Source organism: Bacillus sp. 17RED48 (genome assembly GCF_019837545.1).
GTDB classification, from domain to species: Bacteria; Bacillota; Bacilli; order Bacillales; family Bacillaceae_G; genus Bacillus_A; species Bacillus_A wiedmannii.
In genome coordinates this window covers 249360-263666 of the sequence record NZ_JADAXG010000002.1, presented here as the reverse complement: position 1 = coordinate 263666, position 14307 = coordinate 249360, and the positions used below count along the sequence as shown (strand labels likewise).

17 protein-coding genes are annotated in these 14307 nt (G+C 34.3%); 12 read left to right on the top strand and 5 right to left on the bottom strand.

Going from position 1 to position 14307, the window contains the following annotated elements:
* From ILT06_RS07960 to ILT06_RS07950, 3 genes are read left to right on the top strand one after another with little or no spacing between them, the layout of a single operon-like run.
* Complete coding sequence (locus tag ILT06_RS07960) at positions 1-1671, top strand: ABC transporter permease (RefSeq protein WP_098111811.1); 1671 nt, start codon at positions 1-3, stop codon at positions 1669-1671.
* Positions 1668-2930 (top strand): MBL fold metallo-hydrolase, encoded by a 1263-nt coding sequence (locus ILT06_RS07955; RefSeq protein ID WP_142315092.1) that lies wholly within the window; start codon positions 1668-1670, stop codon positions 2928-2930. Before ILT06_RS07960 ends, ILT06_RS07955 begins: the two co-directional genes overlap by 4 nt.
* Before the next feature lie 20 nt (positions 2931-2950).
* Complete coding sequence (locus tag ILT06_RS07950) at positions 2951-3784, top strand: hypothetical protein (RefSeq protein ID WP_222655004.1); 834 nt, start codon at positions 2951-2953, stop codon at positions 3782-3784.
* 51 nt (positions 3785-3835) lie between these two features.
* Here ILT06_RS07950 and ILT06_RS07945 read toward each other — a convergent pair whose 3' ends face one another.
* Entirely contained in the window at positions 3836-4258 is a 423-nt protein-coding gene (locus tag ILT06_RS07945; protein WP_064476513.1) for a YfmQ family protein, read from the bottom strand.
* 131 nt (positions 4259-4389) lie between these two features.
* Here ILT06_RS07945 and ILT06_RS07940 point away from each other — a divergent pair, with 131 nt between their 5' ends.
* The 6 genes from ILT06_RS07940 (at position 4390) to ILT06_RS07915 (ending at position 7881) form a co-directional block, all read left to right on the top strand.
* Positions 4390-4506 (top strand): multidrug transporter MatE, encoded by a 117-nt coding sequence (locus ILT06_RS07940; protein ID WP_222655003.1) that lies wholly within the window; start codon positions 4390-4392, stop codon positions 4504-4506.
* A gap of 65 nt (positions 4507-4571) precedes the next feature.
* Positions 4572-4733: a hypothetical protein gene (locus ILT06_RS07935; protein ID WP_061680580.1), complete on the top strand. Its 162-nt coding sequence runs from the start codon at positions 4572-4574 to the stop codon at positions 4731-4733.
* A 161-nt stretch (positions 4734-4894) separates the two neighbouring features.
* Positions 4895-5530 (top strand): cupin domain-containing protein, encoded by a 636-nt coding sequence (locus ILT06_RS07930; RefSeq protein WP_064476512.1) that lies wholly within the window; start codon positions 4895-4897, stop codon positions 5528-5530.
* A gap of 101 nt (positions 5531-5631) precedes the next feature.
* Complete coding sequence (locus ILT06_RS07925) at positions 5632-6723, top strand: serine hydrolase (protein WP_098103331.1); 1092 nt, start codon at positions 5632-5634, stop codon at positions 6721-6723.
* Between the two features lie 121 nt (positions 6724-6844).
* Entirely contained in the window at positions 6845-7420 is a 576-nt protein-coding gene (locus ILT06_RS07920) for a histidine phosphatase family protein (RefSeq protein ID WP_222655002.1), read from the top strand.
* A gap of 89 nt (positions 7421-7509) precedes the next feature.
* Positions 7510-7881 carry a hypothetical protein gene (locus ILT06_RS07915; protein WP_046959012.1) on the top strand — a complete coding sequence of 124 codons (372 nt, stop codon included), beginning with the start codon at positions 7510-7512 and terminating at the stop codon, positions 7879-7881.
* A gap of 18 nt (positions 7882-7899) precedes the next feature.
* On the opposite strand, the gene ILT06_RS07910 is transcribed toward ILT06_RS07915, so the two are convergent.
* The 3 genes from ILT06_RS07910 to ILT06_RS07900 are packed head-to-tail and all read right to left on the bottom strand — an operon-like array spanning position 7900 to position 9517.
* Positions 7900-8736 (bottom strand): alpha/beta fold hydrolase, encoded by an 837-nt coding sequence (locus tag ILT06_RS07910; protein WP_308010582.1) that lies wholly within the window; start codon positions 8734-8736, stop codon positions 7900-7902.
* 57 nt (positions 8737-8793) lie between these two features.
* Entirely contained in the window at positions 8794-9123 is a 330-nt protein-coding gene (locus ILT06_RS07905) for a DUF3147 family protein (RefSeq protein WP_098103329.1), read from the bottom strand.
* Positions 9107-9517 (bottom strand): MarR family winged helix-turn-helix transcriptional regulator, encoded by a 411-nt coding sequence (locus ILT06_RS07900; protein ID WP_098103328.1) that lies wholly within the window; start codon positions 9515-9517, stop codon positions 9107-9109. The genes ILT06_RS07905 and ILT06_RS07900 overlap by 17 nt, the downstream gene beginning before the upstream one ends.
* Before the next feature lie 124 nt (positions 9518-9641).
* On the opposite strand from ILT06_RS07900, the gene ILT06_RS07895 reads away from it, so the two are divergent.
* Entirely contained in the window at positions 9642-10469 is an 828-nt protein-coding gene (locus ILT06_RS07895) for a PP2C family serine/threonine-protein phosphatase (protein WP_064476506.1), read from the top strand.
* 42 nt (positions 10470-10511) lie between these two features.
* Here the strand turns inward: ILT06_RS07895 and asnB are convergent, their stop codons facing one another.
* Positions 10512-12335: an asparagine synthase (glutamine-hydrolyzing) gene (asnB, locus tag ILT06_RS07890; RefSeq protein WP_098103326.1), complete on the bottom strand. Its 1824-nt coding sequence runs from the start codon at positions 12333-12335 to the stop codon at positions 10512-10514.
* 263 nt (positions 12336-12598) lie between these two features.
* Between asnB and ILT06_RS07885 the strand changes: the two genes are divergently transcribed.
* Positions 12599-13165 carry a sigma-70 family RNA polymerase sigma factor gene (locus ILT06_RS07885; protein WP_098103325.1) on the top strand — a complete coding sequence of 189 codons (567 nt, stop codon included), beginning with the start codon at positions 12599-12601 and terminating at the stop codon, positions 13163-13165.
* Positions 13162-14268, top strand: a complete 1107-nt coding sequence (locus tag ILT06_RS07880; RefSeq protein ID WP_098103324.1) for a DUF4179 domain-containing protein — start codon at positions 13162-13164, stop codon at positions 14266-14268. The genes ILT06_RS07885 and ILT06_RS07880 overlap by 4 nt, the downstream gene beginning before the upstream one ends.
* Positions 14269-14307 lie beyond the last annotated feature (39 nt).

Below are 14307 nucleotides of genomic sequence, written 5' to 3'. Positions count from 1 at the left end.
ATGGTAAATCGATTCGTATCAGTAAGACAAGTTGGAATGACGGTAGCGTTGTTGCTTGTGGCGATGTTAATCGTCATTCCGCTTTTCCTCATTTTATTTTCTAGTGTATACGAAAATAGTAGTTGGAATTTTTTAAAGCCTTTTGAAGTGATGCAGAGTGGTGGATTAGCGGGGATTTTTCTAAACTCGATGCTTTTAGGTGTACTCGTAGTAATAGGAGCAACTATATTTGCATTTCCATTAGCGTTCATTATGAGTAAAACAGATGTTGGAAAGTATAGTAAGTTGGATATTATTTTTATGATTCCATTTATGACACCGCCGTATATTGGATCGATGGGCTGGATTTTGTTCATGCAACCGAACGGCTATTTCGAACAGTTTTTTCCGATGCTAAAGACGATTTCATCTTCGTTTTTTAGTTTAGGCGGCATGGTTTTAATTATGAGTCTGCATTTATTCCCATTCCTTTACTTCATGTTGAAAAATACGTTACTTCAAATTGGGAGTAGTAAAGAAGAAGCTGCAGCAGTTCATGGTGGAGGCTTTTTCTACCGTTTAAGAAAAATAATATTGCCATTATTAGTTTCAAGTTATGTAATGGGTGCTTTACTCATTTTCGTAAAGACGATTGCTGAATTTGGAACACCGGCTACATTCGGACGAAGAATAGGATTTCATGTGTTAACATCAGAGATTCATAAATTTATCTCAAGTTGGCCGATTGATTTTAGTAGTGCAACAGCATTATCTTCTTTATTACTTAGTGCATGTATGCTCATTTGGTATATGCAAAATGTTTTGAATCGAAAGTACTCATATGCAATGGTTAGTGGAAAAGGTGTGAAATCTAAAAGGTATACATTGTCTATATTTACGCGCATTGTAGCATGGGTTTATGTAATTGGTTTATTAATCGTATCAATTGGAATCCCGTATTTTTCTATACTGATTGCTTCATTATCGAAATTAAGAGGCGACGGCTTACAGGTAAATAACTTTACAACGAGCCATTATGAAGCATTATTTACAATTGGCTCTCCAGGATTAGAAGCTTTATGGAACAGTTTTCTTTTTTCACTTATAACAGCGATTATTGCTGCTATGATTGGAGTATTTTTGGCACTTATGATCCGAAAGGGCGAAAAGTCTTCTGAAAAATGGCTTGATATGTGCGGTATGTTACCGAATATGGTACCAGGAATCGTGATGGTTGTAGGGCTTATTTTATTCTGGAATTCACCCTATATGCCCCTGTCAATTTACAATACACCAGTTATGGTTATCGTAACGTACGTCGTTCTTTTTTTACCTTATACGGTGCAGTATGTAAAAGCATCGCTTGGGCAAATTGATGATTCTCTTGTACAGGCAGGAAGTATTTTTTCTGGAAATTATATTTATATTTTTAGAAAAATAATATTACCTCTTATTATCCCGGGAATTCTTGCTGGATGGGCGATGACATTTACAATCTCGATAAGAGAATTAGTAGCATCGCTTCTCGTATTACCTCCATCAGTAGAAACGTCAGCAACATTTATTTTTGCTCAGTTTGAACAAGGAGAAGTATCTATTGGCATGGCAATGGCTGTCGTTTCCGTTGGACTTACAACAATATGTTTATTACTTCTGCAACATATGGAGCAAAAACGAAAAGGGGTAGCATGATGAGGATAGAAGTATGGGGAGGAGCGGGAGAATACGGTCGTTCCTGCTACTTCGTAAAAAATAAAGAGACGAAAATAGTATTTGATTGTGGTATTAATCGATCATATGAGGATAGTTATCCAAAAATAGATAGGGAAGTTGTACCGTTTTTAGATGCAGTATTTTTATCACATATTCATGAAGATCATACGATGGGCTTACCTTTATTAGCGAAGTATGGATATAAGAAAAAAATTTGGACGACTCGTTATACGAAGGAGCAACTTCCCGCTTATTATGAAAAATGGAGAAACTATAATTTGACGCAAGGATGGAATGTACCTTATAACGACCAAAATGTTAAAGATTTAAATTATGTATATATTGATGAGATTAGTAATCCGAATGAATGGATACAGATTACACCTACATTGCGTTTTCAATGGGGGTATAGTGGGCATGTATTGGGGGCTGTTTGGTTTTTAGTGGACATGAGTCATACATATGTATTTTATTCTGGCGATTATTCAGCAGAGTCTAACATACTACGAGCTAATTTACCTGAGAAGTTGCGCGGCGATATAAAAGTCGCAATCGTAGATGCCGCTTATCATACTGATGATGTTTCGCAACATGAACGAATAAATGAACTGTGTACAGAAATTGAACGAGTTGCGCAAAAGAAAGGAATAGCATTATTGCCATTGCCACCGCTTGGTAGAGCGCAAGATATCGTATTGTATTTATATGAAAAGTATAAAGAACTTCCCATTATAGTAGATCAAGAAATTTTGGATGGATTCCAAGAAATGTTCGTATATAAAGATTGGCTCAAAAATAATGAAGAACTTGAACGGATCCTGGAGAGTTTAAAAAGAAACATAATCGTTATGGATCATGACATCGGTACGCAAAATAGTTATGGAATAGTTATAATGAGTGATGCGAATATGCAAACGAAACGAGCGCAGTTATATTATGAACAACTGCGATATGAAGAACGACATTCCATTATATTTACTGGACATATTGCTAAAGGGAGTTTTGCAGACAAAGTTTTGAAAGAACGTGTAGGTAAAGAATGTAGGGTGAAGCGAGTTCCATATAAAGTTCACCAAAGTATAAGAGATGTGAAAGAGATGTTAAATACATTATTACCAGAACATACGGTGTTAGTACATGCTTTGAAAGGGGATACGGATCGATTACAGAAAAAGCTTAGCACGGCAGGGTATGAAAATGTGTATTCACTTACTATGGAACGTATAGAAGTCATTTAAAATGCAAAGGAGATAGGTATATGAAAAAAGTATTTGTATTCGTAAGCATTTTATTTTGTTGTTTCCTTTATAACGTTAAGGAAGGGTTTGCTGCCAGTCCAATGACACCTAGTTTTGAAGTGAAGTTATTATTAAAGCCAGAACAAGTATTAGGTTACAACAAAGAAATGAACCAAGAGATATTAGAACATTTTCAGGCTGGTACAAATTATGAAAGAATACAAGTGCAATTTTTAGATACAGCAAATAAAAATTTAAATAATGAAGGGTGGTTTGCGAGAATTCGAAAGAAAGAATTTAGTAAAGATTTTGAGCTAACATATAAAAAAAGATATCCTATTCAAAATGGTGTAATTCAAGATGCACTAGAAGTGGCTAAAAAGGATGGATTTGATAGTAAAACCGATAACTATGAGGCGGAAATAGATTGGGGATTTGAGAAGAAAACGTTAAGTATTTCAAATAAGAAAACCTACAGTGCTAAAGGGTATGGAGTACTTGATTTACCGAACGAACTAGCCGCTCAAAACATGTTAATAGAAAAGTTGCCAGGGAAAATGAACAAATGGTCGTATACGAATTGGGGAGAAGAAATGCTCAAGAACTCTCGTATTTACGGTCCTGTATTAATGAAAAGGTATACAGGGGAGTTTGAAAATATAAAAACGAATATTGAAGTTTGGCCACTAAGTAATACAGGGAAAATAGAAGATGATTTCGTAATAGAAGTGTCGTTTAAAACAAATGAGGAAAGTATTGCAACAAAACAAAGAGAATTATTAATGAAGAGATTAGAACAAAAAGGATGGTTGTTACCGAAAGATAGTTTGAAGACAGAGCTTATTTTTCAGTGAATAGTAAAAAGGAATCCGTATATATGGATTCCTTTTTCTAATATATGAGTATTAAGCTAAATCAGCTGACACGAACATATCATTATTTTGAAGGTTTTTAGAGCGTAAACTATAAGCAACTACCTTCTTTTTATGTTGCTTTACAACATCAACATGCTCTTCATGACTATAAATGTAAAAGATAAAATCTTTTTTACCACGTTTTTCATTGATAATTAAAGGCGTGCCCTCATTGTGTGGTGGTGCGTAATAGCGATCTAAAAATAAACCTTCGTTAAAATCATGAATAATTTTGGATTTTTGTTCGCCTTCTAAGTTGTTTCCATTAATTGTAACAGTCACATTCTCTTCTTCAAGTTGTGGATGTGTCTCGTACTTGCTAATAATGGATTCAATAACAGAGTTGGGAAGGCTAGAAACGATAATTTTAAATGCCCCAAATACAATTAACATTACAATAAACCAAGTCGTCATAGTATATCATCCCCTTTATCCCACAGTAACGGTCCGTAAAAGCCCGGTTGGTGCGGGCTAATAATCAGTGTGGGATAGATCCCCCATACTGATTAAAATTTCACTTTATCCTATTTAACAATATAACTCATATGGTAATAGTACATATGGTGAAGTTTTGTATAATTTGTGAAAAATATGCCATTTTTACGAACGAAATATTAGAAAAATCAATTTTGTTAAAAAAAGTTGAAATCGAAGTATTTTAAAAGAAAAAGGTTTATAATAAAAATATAACTACTAACAACATTACTAATTATAAGGAAGTGTAACTATGAGTACTGTAACAATCGTATATGGTATTATTCTTTCTACAATTATTGGTTTATTTATTGTCGGGGTTTCACGTTATATTCATAAATGGAAAGAAGGCGTTGCGAAATTAAATCACATTGAAGAAGAACTTAGTGATTTAATGTTACATCATGGCAAGTAAAAAGTTTATTTTTTAACTAAACAATGTGAAGAATATCACAAAACATGCTCTCATCATGAAGGCATGTTTTTTTGTTATGTGAATGATAGGCACATTCATACATTTTTTCCATAGGATACAGTGTGAAAGTAGAAATGTTCGGAGTGGAAAAGAGGGATAAAATGAGTAGTTCAGGTTATGTTCCAGATAATAAAAATTTAAAGAAAAGTTCAGGAACTCCAAACCTTTTCTTTGATTCGAGAAAAAATGTCTTTTTTAAAAGGGATGATAAAAACGTTGCATATGAAGTTACGTCAACACAGTTACCAGCGATGATAGGAGGAGCGTTTGTTGATTTATTTATGACAAAAGGGCATATGCGGGAACCGCATTGGCATCCGAATGCGTGGGAATTAGATGTTGTTGTATCAGGAGAAGCAGTTACATCCATTTTAAATCCCGAAACGAATCAATTGCAAAATTATCATATAAAGGCGGGGCAAACTGTCTTTATTCCAATGGGATGGTGGCATTGGATTACAGCGATAACAGAAGAAGTACAATTACATTTGTTTTTCAATAACGATCAGTTTGAAACAGCAGAAGGATCAGACATACTTAGATTAACACCGCCAGAAGTATTTCAAGCTGCATATGGTGTAAGTGCAGAAAAATTAGGAAAGGATCTTTCGCCAATTAAGGAGTCAGTTGTAATTGGTCCTCCTAACTCAAATCGACTAAATAGCGTTAAAGAAAGTGACGACTCAAATATAGTTGTTACGTTAAATGGACAAATAACATCATGTGAAATAGAGTAACTCTTTCATTTTTTAGGAAGAGTTACTCTATTTTGTATAATTTTGTATTTTGATTCGCTATAATATATTATATAGAAGGGGATTTATAGAGGGGGCATATTGTGAACATATTAAAGATTATAGGAATTGTTGCAGGAGTCATTATAGTAGCGGTTATAGCTTTCTTTGTTATTATGAAGTACTATTTGTCAAAAGAAGATCCTGATTACGTATTAAAGTACATAAAAGAACATAAAGATGATAAAACATGTTCATTACTAATTAGAAAAAATGGGAAAATATTAACATCTATAAATGAAAATGTAAAATTGCCATTAGCGAGTACGGCAAAAATCGTAATAGCAGTTGAATTTGCTAAGCAAGTGTCAGAAGGAAAGATAAGCCGTGATGAACAAATTTCATTGCAGGAGTTAGAAAAATATTACGTTAAAAACACTGATGGTGGAGCGCATCCTGACTGGTTAGAAGATGCCAAAGCGAGAGAATTAGTGAAAAATGGACAAATCGCCTTAGAAGAAGTCGCTAAAGGGATGATTCATTATAGTTCTAATGCAAATACAACATATTTGTTAGATAAGCTTGGAATAGAAAGGGTAAATGAAAGTATAAAAGAATTAGAGCTTACTAGTCATGACAAATTCTCTTCGTATACTGCTGCACTATATATGAGAGGGTATGTAGAAAAAGAGCTTCATGAGCCAGAAAATCAATCATTAGAAATGATACGTAACATGTCAAAGGATGAGTATAATAAACATGTGTTACAAATTCATGAATGGATGAAAGATGAAGAAGAATGGAAAAAACGGGATATCCCATTAAAAGTAGATATGGAATTTCAGCGAATTTGGTCAGATCGATTAGTGGGTGCAAACGCTAAAGATTATATGAGTATAATGGAAAAGATAAATAGTAGAAAGTATTTTCCAAAATCAATGCAAGAAGAAATCGAGAATATTTTCAAAGGAACAGTTGATAATAGTAAGTTAGAATTTGCTGGTCAAAAAGGTGGATCTACCGCATTCGTATTGACAAAAAGTTTGTATAGTACAGATAAGAAGGGGAATAAGGTAGAAGTTGTAATTATGTTTAATGGTATAGAAGATCAAGTTGCATATCAAAAGCTAAGAAATAATATAGATTATTTTATTCAAGATGCTATAACAGATGAAGAGTTTAGAAGGAAATTATAATGGAATAATTTTATTATGTAAACAAGGACGCTTTTTAGAAAGTGTCCTTTTCTTTTTATAATACAGGATTTCTTATTTGTTTCATTGAATATAGATTGAAAATAAGAAAGGAAGTTGAAAAATGACGACAATATATTTCGTTCGCCATGCCCACTCTACATATACAAAACAAGAACGGGAACGGCCGTTATCTGAAAAAGGGCATTGCGATGCAGAGAATGTAACACGCTTGTTAAAAGGTAAACATATCGATGTTGTGATCTCTAGCCCGTACAAAAGAGCAATTCAAACTGTGCAAGGAATCGCGAATACATATAATATATCGATACAAATAGAAGAAGATTTACGTGAAATGTTATTAAGTACAGAGCCGGTACAGGATTTTGATGATGCTATGGAGAAAGTGTGGGGAGATTGGAATTATGCATACGAAGGCGGAGAATCAAATGATGTAGCACAAAGACGCGCTATAATATGTATGCAAAGTATATTAAAAAAATATAAAGGTAAGAATATTGTAATAGGTACTCATGGGAATATTATGGTATTACTAATGAATTATTTTGATTCGAAATATGATTTTCAGTTTTGGAAAATCCTTCATATGCCTGACGTGTATAAATTAACTTTTGATAATAATTGTTTCAGTTCTGCTGAAAGAATACAGTCTACAGATTATCAGATAAATAATTTGTAAAAGTTTATCAAAAAAAGAGGAAAGGGAGAAGTTATTGTAGAAGTATGACTTTGTAACATAAAAAATTTGTGTTAAAGGAGGCTGTTTACATGTTTGAGAAAGAGAAAGAAGGGCTTATTGAAGTTCAGAACGTATTTGAAATTGTACCAGCAGATGGAGCAATTATTGGTATGGCAACGGAAGAAGAAATGGAAATTGCTGCTGAACTAGAGCTGCAGTACTATGCCCATTCTCGTTTGTTAGAAGCAAATATTCAGTTAGACGGTTCCTCCTACAAAGAGTTACTTCAGGAGTTCCAGGAGTACGAAAGAAAATCAATGAGCTTTTGGCGAGCGATACATAAGCGTTTAGCTGTGCCGTGGGCATGGGTATTACGTATTGACGTTGCGAATGGCCCTATATATGTAAGTAATGGGAATTCGTATTATGAAGAAATCGATGATGAAGAAGATTATGAATAGATAAGTAAGGAAGCAGCGTTAGTTGCTTCCTTTTTTTATTTGCAAGGGGTGAATTGCTTCAATAATAATATCTGGTCGATCATTTTCTATTCCGTGACCAGCATGTTCGGCAAGTATATATTGACTATTTATTGAGAGTTGTAGTTGTTCATGAATCAGTTCTTGCCACATTGCTTCTAGTTGTGTGGCTTCCTCTTTTGGCATGCCACCCTCAGTCAACTCAGTAATAGAATATTGAGGGTCTCTACCGATAACGATTAAAGGTGTTTCTAATGTTTTATGTAGCTCTTTTATTGAGCGGGCACAATTTTTCCACTCACATAGTTCAGAAGCTGTCGCTTTATATAATAGAGGAGAGGTAGAAAATTCGATGTACTGTCTTGATTGATCAACGAGTATAGGTTTTAGTTCATTATAAAGCATGTCTACATCCATTTTGGAGTATGTCATATATTTTTGAAGCCACATATCATCCGAATCAGTTTGATCAGAAATTGGTAAATGAAGTTCATCTAATCGGTGTAAGTTCATAGAAGTAGAATCAACTAAAATAAGTGCTTGTAACTTATCTTCATGTAACATAGCAAAATGTTGTGCACATAAGCCTCCGTAGGAATGACCGATTAGAATGATTGGCTCGTGAATATCCAGTTTTTGTAGTAACATATGAAGTTCTTTCGTTGCTTGTAATGTAGTACGTGAATGATTCCCTAGTTCACTTTTTCCATAACCTGGGCGATGGTATGAAATGACTGTAAAGTGTTGTGAAAGCTTTTCTATAATGGGAAGCCAATTATAAAATGAGCAAGTCATTCCGGTTTGAATAACTACCGTTTGTTTACTACTTCCTTTTATATATACTTCTATATTTTTTCCGAATACCTCTACAATTTTATGAATAATAATCCCCACCTAAGCTTGAAATAATTTTTGACAAGCAAAAACAATGCACCAAACACCTATACCAAACAGGACAGATGTACTAAGTGAAAAAGAGTTTTTTAGACCAATATAGACGATAAATAATAGTAGTGCAGATGCAGGAAATCCGTATAATACGCCTATAGCAAATTGACTTAATTCTTGTTTGTTCCCGCCTTCGAAAGAAATCCAAAATAGGCTCAGTAAACTAATGAGAGGAAGGGCAGCAATAAAGCCACCTATCGTACTATAGTGTTTAGCGACTTCAGTAATCACGCCGATAATAAGTGCCGAAATGATAACTTTAACGAGGAAATGCATATTTTGCCTCCTTCGCTAATAACGAAAAAGCTTTTTCAATTAATTGTTGTTCTTCTTTTGATAACTGTGATTCTAATATTTTTATCTTTTCTTTATCTAGTAAAGTATGCTTTTCTAATACTTCAATGCCGTCTTTCGTTAAAGTAAGGTTTACGACCCTTTCATCTTGTTTATTTCTTTCTTTCATGATAAATCCTTTTTGAATAAGGCGCTTTACGTGTTCAGACGCTGTGTTATGAGAGAGACTAAGCTCGGTAGCCACTTTTCCAATTGTTATATCTTTCTCACGAGAAACGATTTGTAAAATACGAATGGCTTGGTGGGAAAGGTTGTCTTCATATTCATATCGTAAGTGATAATAAATACTTTCCCAATGTTGATTGATGTCTTTCATAATGATAAATCCCCCTATTTTTATATCGCATAGTAAGATATATTCGTGAGAATAGAAATAAAATCCTTTTATTTGGATGGAAAATGTTGAAAAAGTTTATTTTTATTGAAATATAAGGTAATCTATGTGTAAAGGTATACATTTAGCAGGAGAGAGGATGATAGCTGTGAATACATTTAAATGGATGAGTCATGAACAGATGTATGTAGATGAAATACATGTTGAAAAATGTGGTCCTCTTTCAGTCGGCGTATATGGGGGAAATCAAGAAAGTGATGCATATGAAAGAGGAGATGCGGTGCTTGCTTGGTGGGATCCTGAATTACAATTTGAATTTGTTATGATTTTTGATACACACCACAAAACAAAAAATATAAATTATATAATAGAAGCGATTTCAGAAAGAAAAGAGAAACTAAAAGAGCTATTCTCATACCCAATACATTTAGCTTTTCATCATACACATATGTACTTATTAGCGTTATTTACAGATGAGCTGTTTATTGAAAAATGTGATCAAGATGATGAGGAACTTGCATGCTTAATTTGTTTACGAAAAGGTGAATTTTTATATTGGCTATCAGTTGGTGATTGCTTCGCATATTTATTCCATTCTGAGAAAACGAAGAATAGTAAAGGGCGGTTAAATAAACGGAAGAATTACGAATATATCGGTAGGAAAAATATTTTCGCAGCAAATACACCTTGTTTTACGTCAGGTGTAAGGGGATTAGAAAAAGGAATGAATCACATCGTCATGGCAACGGACGGTATTTTAGAGTGTGATAAACGAAAATTTGATGATGATCAATCTTTAGTAGAAATATTGCACGACGGAAGTTGCTTACAGATTGAGCCAGTATTAACAAATGTACTGCAGTGGAAAGGTAGAGATTGTGCCACAATTATTGGGTGGTCTATTGATACTGAAAATAAACAATGTGCTAATTAATATAAAAGGAGTTCAAGGTTTTTATCCTTGAACTCCTTTTTGTTAAGCAATATGAATATGATACGTTTTCAACCATTCATTTACTTGTAGCATATATTCCATAGCACTTCTTGCTTCAAAATTGTTAATTTCTTTATTACTTTCATCGGCAATGGCAAGTAATGTGGAATGATTAATAAGTGAGAAAATAGGATTGTTTTTATTACTGCACAAGTCGAGTGATAAATGACGGATTGTTTGTAAATAATGTGGATCTTGTGAAGTTGGATAAGCACTTTTTCTTCTATTGCGTACATCGTCAGGTAAAGCAGGTTGCAGTGCTCTACGTAAAATACCTTTTTCAATATTATCAATGCTTTTTATGTTGAAAGGAACGTTCCATAAATATTCAACTAATCTATAGTCGCAAAACGGTACACGAACTTCAAATCCTACAGCCATACTCATACGGTCTTTACGGTCAAGTAAAAACGGGAGAAATCTCGTTAAAAATAAATAAAACATTTGACGTTGTTTCGCGGATTTTTTATTTTCGCCTTCAAGAGTAGGTACTTCAAGTATCGCTTCTTGGAATCGTGTATCAATATAGTTTTCTAATTTGCATTGGTTACTTACTTCATTTAGTAGAAGAGGGGAAGTGTTTTTCCAATTTGTTAGCCAAGGAAATTTATCGACAAATAGTAAATCCTCTTGATGAAACCAAGGGTACCCACCGAATACTTCATCAGCAGATTCTCCGGATAAAGCTACAGTTGCATCTTTTTTCATTTCGCAAAATAGTAAATATAGTGAAGTTTCCATTTCGCCAGCACTCGGTAAATCTTTTGCACGGAGAGGAACGAATAAGTGATTTGCTAATTCTTCAGCATTCACAATAATGTCATGATGCGATGTCCCTACATGTTCAGAAACGCGTTTTACCCAAGGGGCGTCTAAACCAGTGCGAGCAAATGTCAGCTCGAAATCTTTGGCGCTATTTACAAAGTCAACGGAATACGTATGAAGTGTTTTATTTTCAGCGGCAAATTCTTTCCCCGCTAGTGCAGTAATACCGCTAGAATCTAACCCGCCCGATAACATGCAGACAAGAGGAACATCGGCAATTAATTGTCTTTTTACTGTATCTTGTAAAATAGATAAAATATGTGATGATGTATCTTCAGTACAGTCTGTATGAACTTTACTTTCTAAATTCCAATACTTCTTAACTACTTTTTTATCACGTGTAAACGTTATAGAATGTCCAGCACGCACTTCTTGAATATGTTTAAAGACGCCATATCCTGGAGTTCGAAATAAGCCTAATCCAAATATTTCGCTTATGCCATTTGCATCAATTTCAGCAGGAACAGATGGATGAGCTAATAATGCTTTAATTTCAGATCCGAAAATAATGCTGTCATTTCTTTCAGTATAAAAGAGTGGCTTTACGCCTAAATGATCACGTGCTAAAAACAACTGTTGCTTCTGATCATCCCATAAGGCGAAAGCGAAAATTCCGTTTAAATGTTGTACGCAATCTTCTTTCCATTCTAAATAAGCATGTAGTAACACTTCTGTATCTGAATGCGTTTCAAATGCATGACCACATTTTCGAAGTTGCTCTCTCAGTTCACGGAAATTATAAATTTCTCCATTATAAGTAAGAGCATACGTATAATCACCAGCACGAAATGTCTTCGGCTGTGTCCCGCCTTCTGGATCAATAACAATTAAACGCCGGTGTGCAAAAGCCGCACGTGGTGAAAACCAAAATCCTTCAGCATCAGGACCACGATGCTGAATACTATTTGCCATCTCTTCTAAAATAACATGTTGTTTTGAAAGATCTTCCTTCCAATCGACCCAACCTGTAATTCCACACATACACATCTCATCTCCTAATTTAAAATAGTAGATTAATGAAATAAAATGTACATCAAGTTAAAAAGTCACTACATAAATAGTGTACTACATGAATTAAAGGGCAGACTTGAGAAAATTTTCTTGTAATACATAGTTATGTGAGACAATGGCTTAGGGAAAGTATTCCATAACATACAAAAAATAAAAAAAGATGAGAGAAAATATTTTGTAAGACGTTATATAGGGTGTAAAAGCTTTTACAAAAAAATAAGGGGAATCGCTACATGAAATCAAATGAGAAAAATTTTATAAAAAGATTACAACGGCAAAAAGAAGATGCACTAGAATTCGTTGTCGATACATACTTACCACTCATAAAAGGAATAACGCACAAAGTTCTTATTCCAGTTCAAAATGATGGACTCATAGAGGAATGTGTAAACGATATATTTCTTTCCATTTGGAATAACGCAAATAAATTTCATGGAGAGCCGAGTGACTTTAAAAAATGGATTGCGGCGATTGCGAAATTTAAGGCGATTGATTATTATCGGAAAGCGACTAGGAAAGTAGAAATTATTTCAGATGAGTTTCATATTAGTACGGAAAAGTCAGCGGAAGATGAATTAATCGTTATGGAAGATAGGGAAGAGTTATTGAAGCTTATTAATCAATTAGAACCGTTAGATCAAAAGGTGTTCATTATGAAATATCTTCTCGGTATGAAGACAGAAGAAATAGGAGATAAGTTAGGGTTAACTCGGGCAGCGATCGATAATCGTGTGTACCGTGGAAAAAAGAAACTACAACAAAATGCTACGAATATTAGTTTTGGAGGTAGTGCAATATGAAAGACATTTATGAACTATTAAATGACATTGATATAGATGAAAAAGAACTTGAGGAAATTGAGGCTTCTGAAATTGAAAAAGAAAAAGCGAAGCGCAATGTAAAACAATCGATACGTACGAAGAAAAAGATGAAAAGTTGGAAAAAAAGTGTCGCTGCTGCATCTATTTTAGTAGGCTTATCAGTTGCAACGCTTGGTATCGGGTTTCCTACATATGCCGGGGTATTGCCAATTATAGGTGACATATTCCGATTTTTAGATAATGGTAGAACAGGGTTATATGAAAATTATAAAGAATTTTCGACTGAATTGAATATGACGAGAGAGAGTAATGGGGTTAAGGTTACAATTAATGATGCTGTGTTCGATGGTAGAACAATTACAATCACATATTCTATTGAAAGCGAAAAAGATTTAGGAGAGAAACCGTTCCCATTTGGAAGTCCGCAAGTGATGGGCTTTGATGGCGGAGGAGGTAGTTCGGACGTTACAAAAGTTGGAGAGGGAAAGTATGTAGGTATGACTACGATGAGTGGTCATGGTAGTGAAAGGTTAGATGTTGCAAATGTTTGGTGGGATATAGAGGCAATTGAGTTGGATTATGAAGGTAATGCAATAAAGGGGAACTGGAATTTCGCGCTTAGTTTAAAAGCAATGGATAGTAAAGAAGTAAAGGTTAATAGGGTTTCTGAAAATGAATTAATAAAAGTAAATATAGACAAAATGGAAGTAACCCCGATGTCCTTTATCGTTTTTTATAATCAAGAAGAAACTAAGGCATTACGAAGTATATGGGATAGTGCGGATGTTGAGTTAGAAATAAAAGATGATTTAGGAAATCATTATGCTGGTGAAGGAAATGGCGGAAGTAGTACAGTAGCAGAACCCCATAAAAGTAGTTGGAGTGCTACATTCCAAAAGTTAAACGAAAATGCCACAAAGCTTATCGTTACACCTCGTGTGCACTTGCGAGTTCATACACCTGAAAATCATGGTGGAGTGGAGTATGTGAATGGAAAAGAGAAGAAAATTGAAGTGCCGAAAAAAGAAGCGAAGAGTAAAGATATTGTTCTAGATGATATCGTAATTGATTTAAAGAAATAGAAGAGAGACTGCCTAAAACCGTTAGGCAGTCTTTTTTCG

Coding starts and splice junctions, on each gene's coding strand:
- ILT06_RS07915 (WP_046959012.1), top strand. CDS start 7,510: ATGTTTGAGAAAGAGAAAGAAGGGCTTATTGAAGTTCAGAACGTATTT.
- ILT06_RS07900 (WP_098103328.1), bottom strand. CDS start 9,517: ATGAAAGACATCAATCAACATTGGGAAAGTATTTATTATCACTTACGA.
- ILT06_RS07920 (WP_222655002.1), top strand. CDS start 6,845: ATGACGACAATATATTTCGTTCGCCATGCCCACTCTACATATACAAAA.
- ILT06_RS07955 (WP_142315092.1), top strand. CDS start 1,668: ATGATGAGGATAGAAGTATGGGGAGGAGCGGGAGAATACGGTCGTTCC.
- ILT06_RS07950 (WP_222655004.1), top strand. CDS start 2,951: ATGAAAAAAGTATTTGTATTCGTAAGCATTTTATTTTGTTGTTTCCTT.
- asnB (WP_098103326.1), bottom strand. CDS start 12,335: ATGTGTGGAATTACAGGTTGGGTCGATTGGAAGGAAGATCTTTCAAAA.
- ILT06_RS07935 (WP_061680580.1), top strand. CDS start 4,572: ATGAGTACTGTAACAATCGTATATGGTATTATTCTTTCTACAATTATT.
- ILT06_RS07885 (WP_098103325.1), top strand. CDS start 12,599: ATGAAATCAAATGAGAAAAATTTTATAAAAAGATTACAACGGCAAAAA.
- ILT06_RS07960 (WP_098111811.1), top strand. CDS start 1: ATGGTAAATCGATTCGTATCAGTAAGACAAGTTGGAATGACGGTAGCG.
- ILT06_RS07930 (WP_064476512.1), top strand. CDS start 4,895: ATGAGTAGTTCAGGTTATGTTCCAGATAATAAAAATTTAAAGAAAAGT.
- ILT06_RS07880 (WP_098103324.1), top strand. CDS start 13,162: ATGAAAGACATTTATGAACTATTAAATGACATTGATATAGATGAAAAA.
- ILT06_RS07905 (WP_098103329.1), bottom strand. CDS start 9,123: ATGCATTTCCTCGTTAAAGTTATCATTTCGGCACTTATTATCGGCGTG.
- ILT06_RS07895 (WP_064476506.1), top strand. CDS start 9,642: ATGTGTAAAGGTATACATTTAGCAGGAGAGAGGATGATAGCTGTGAAT.
- ILT06_RS07945 (WP_064476513.1), bottom strand. CDS start 4,258: ATGACGACTTGGTTTATTGTAATGTTAATTGTATTTGGGGCATTTAAA.
- ILT06_RS07940 (WP_222655003.1), top strand. CDS start 4,390: ATGGTAATAGTACATATGGTGAAGTTTTGTATAATTTGTGAAAAATAT.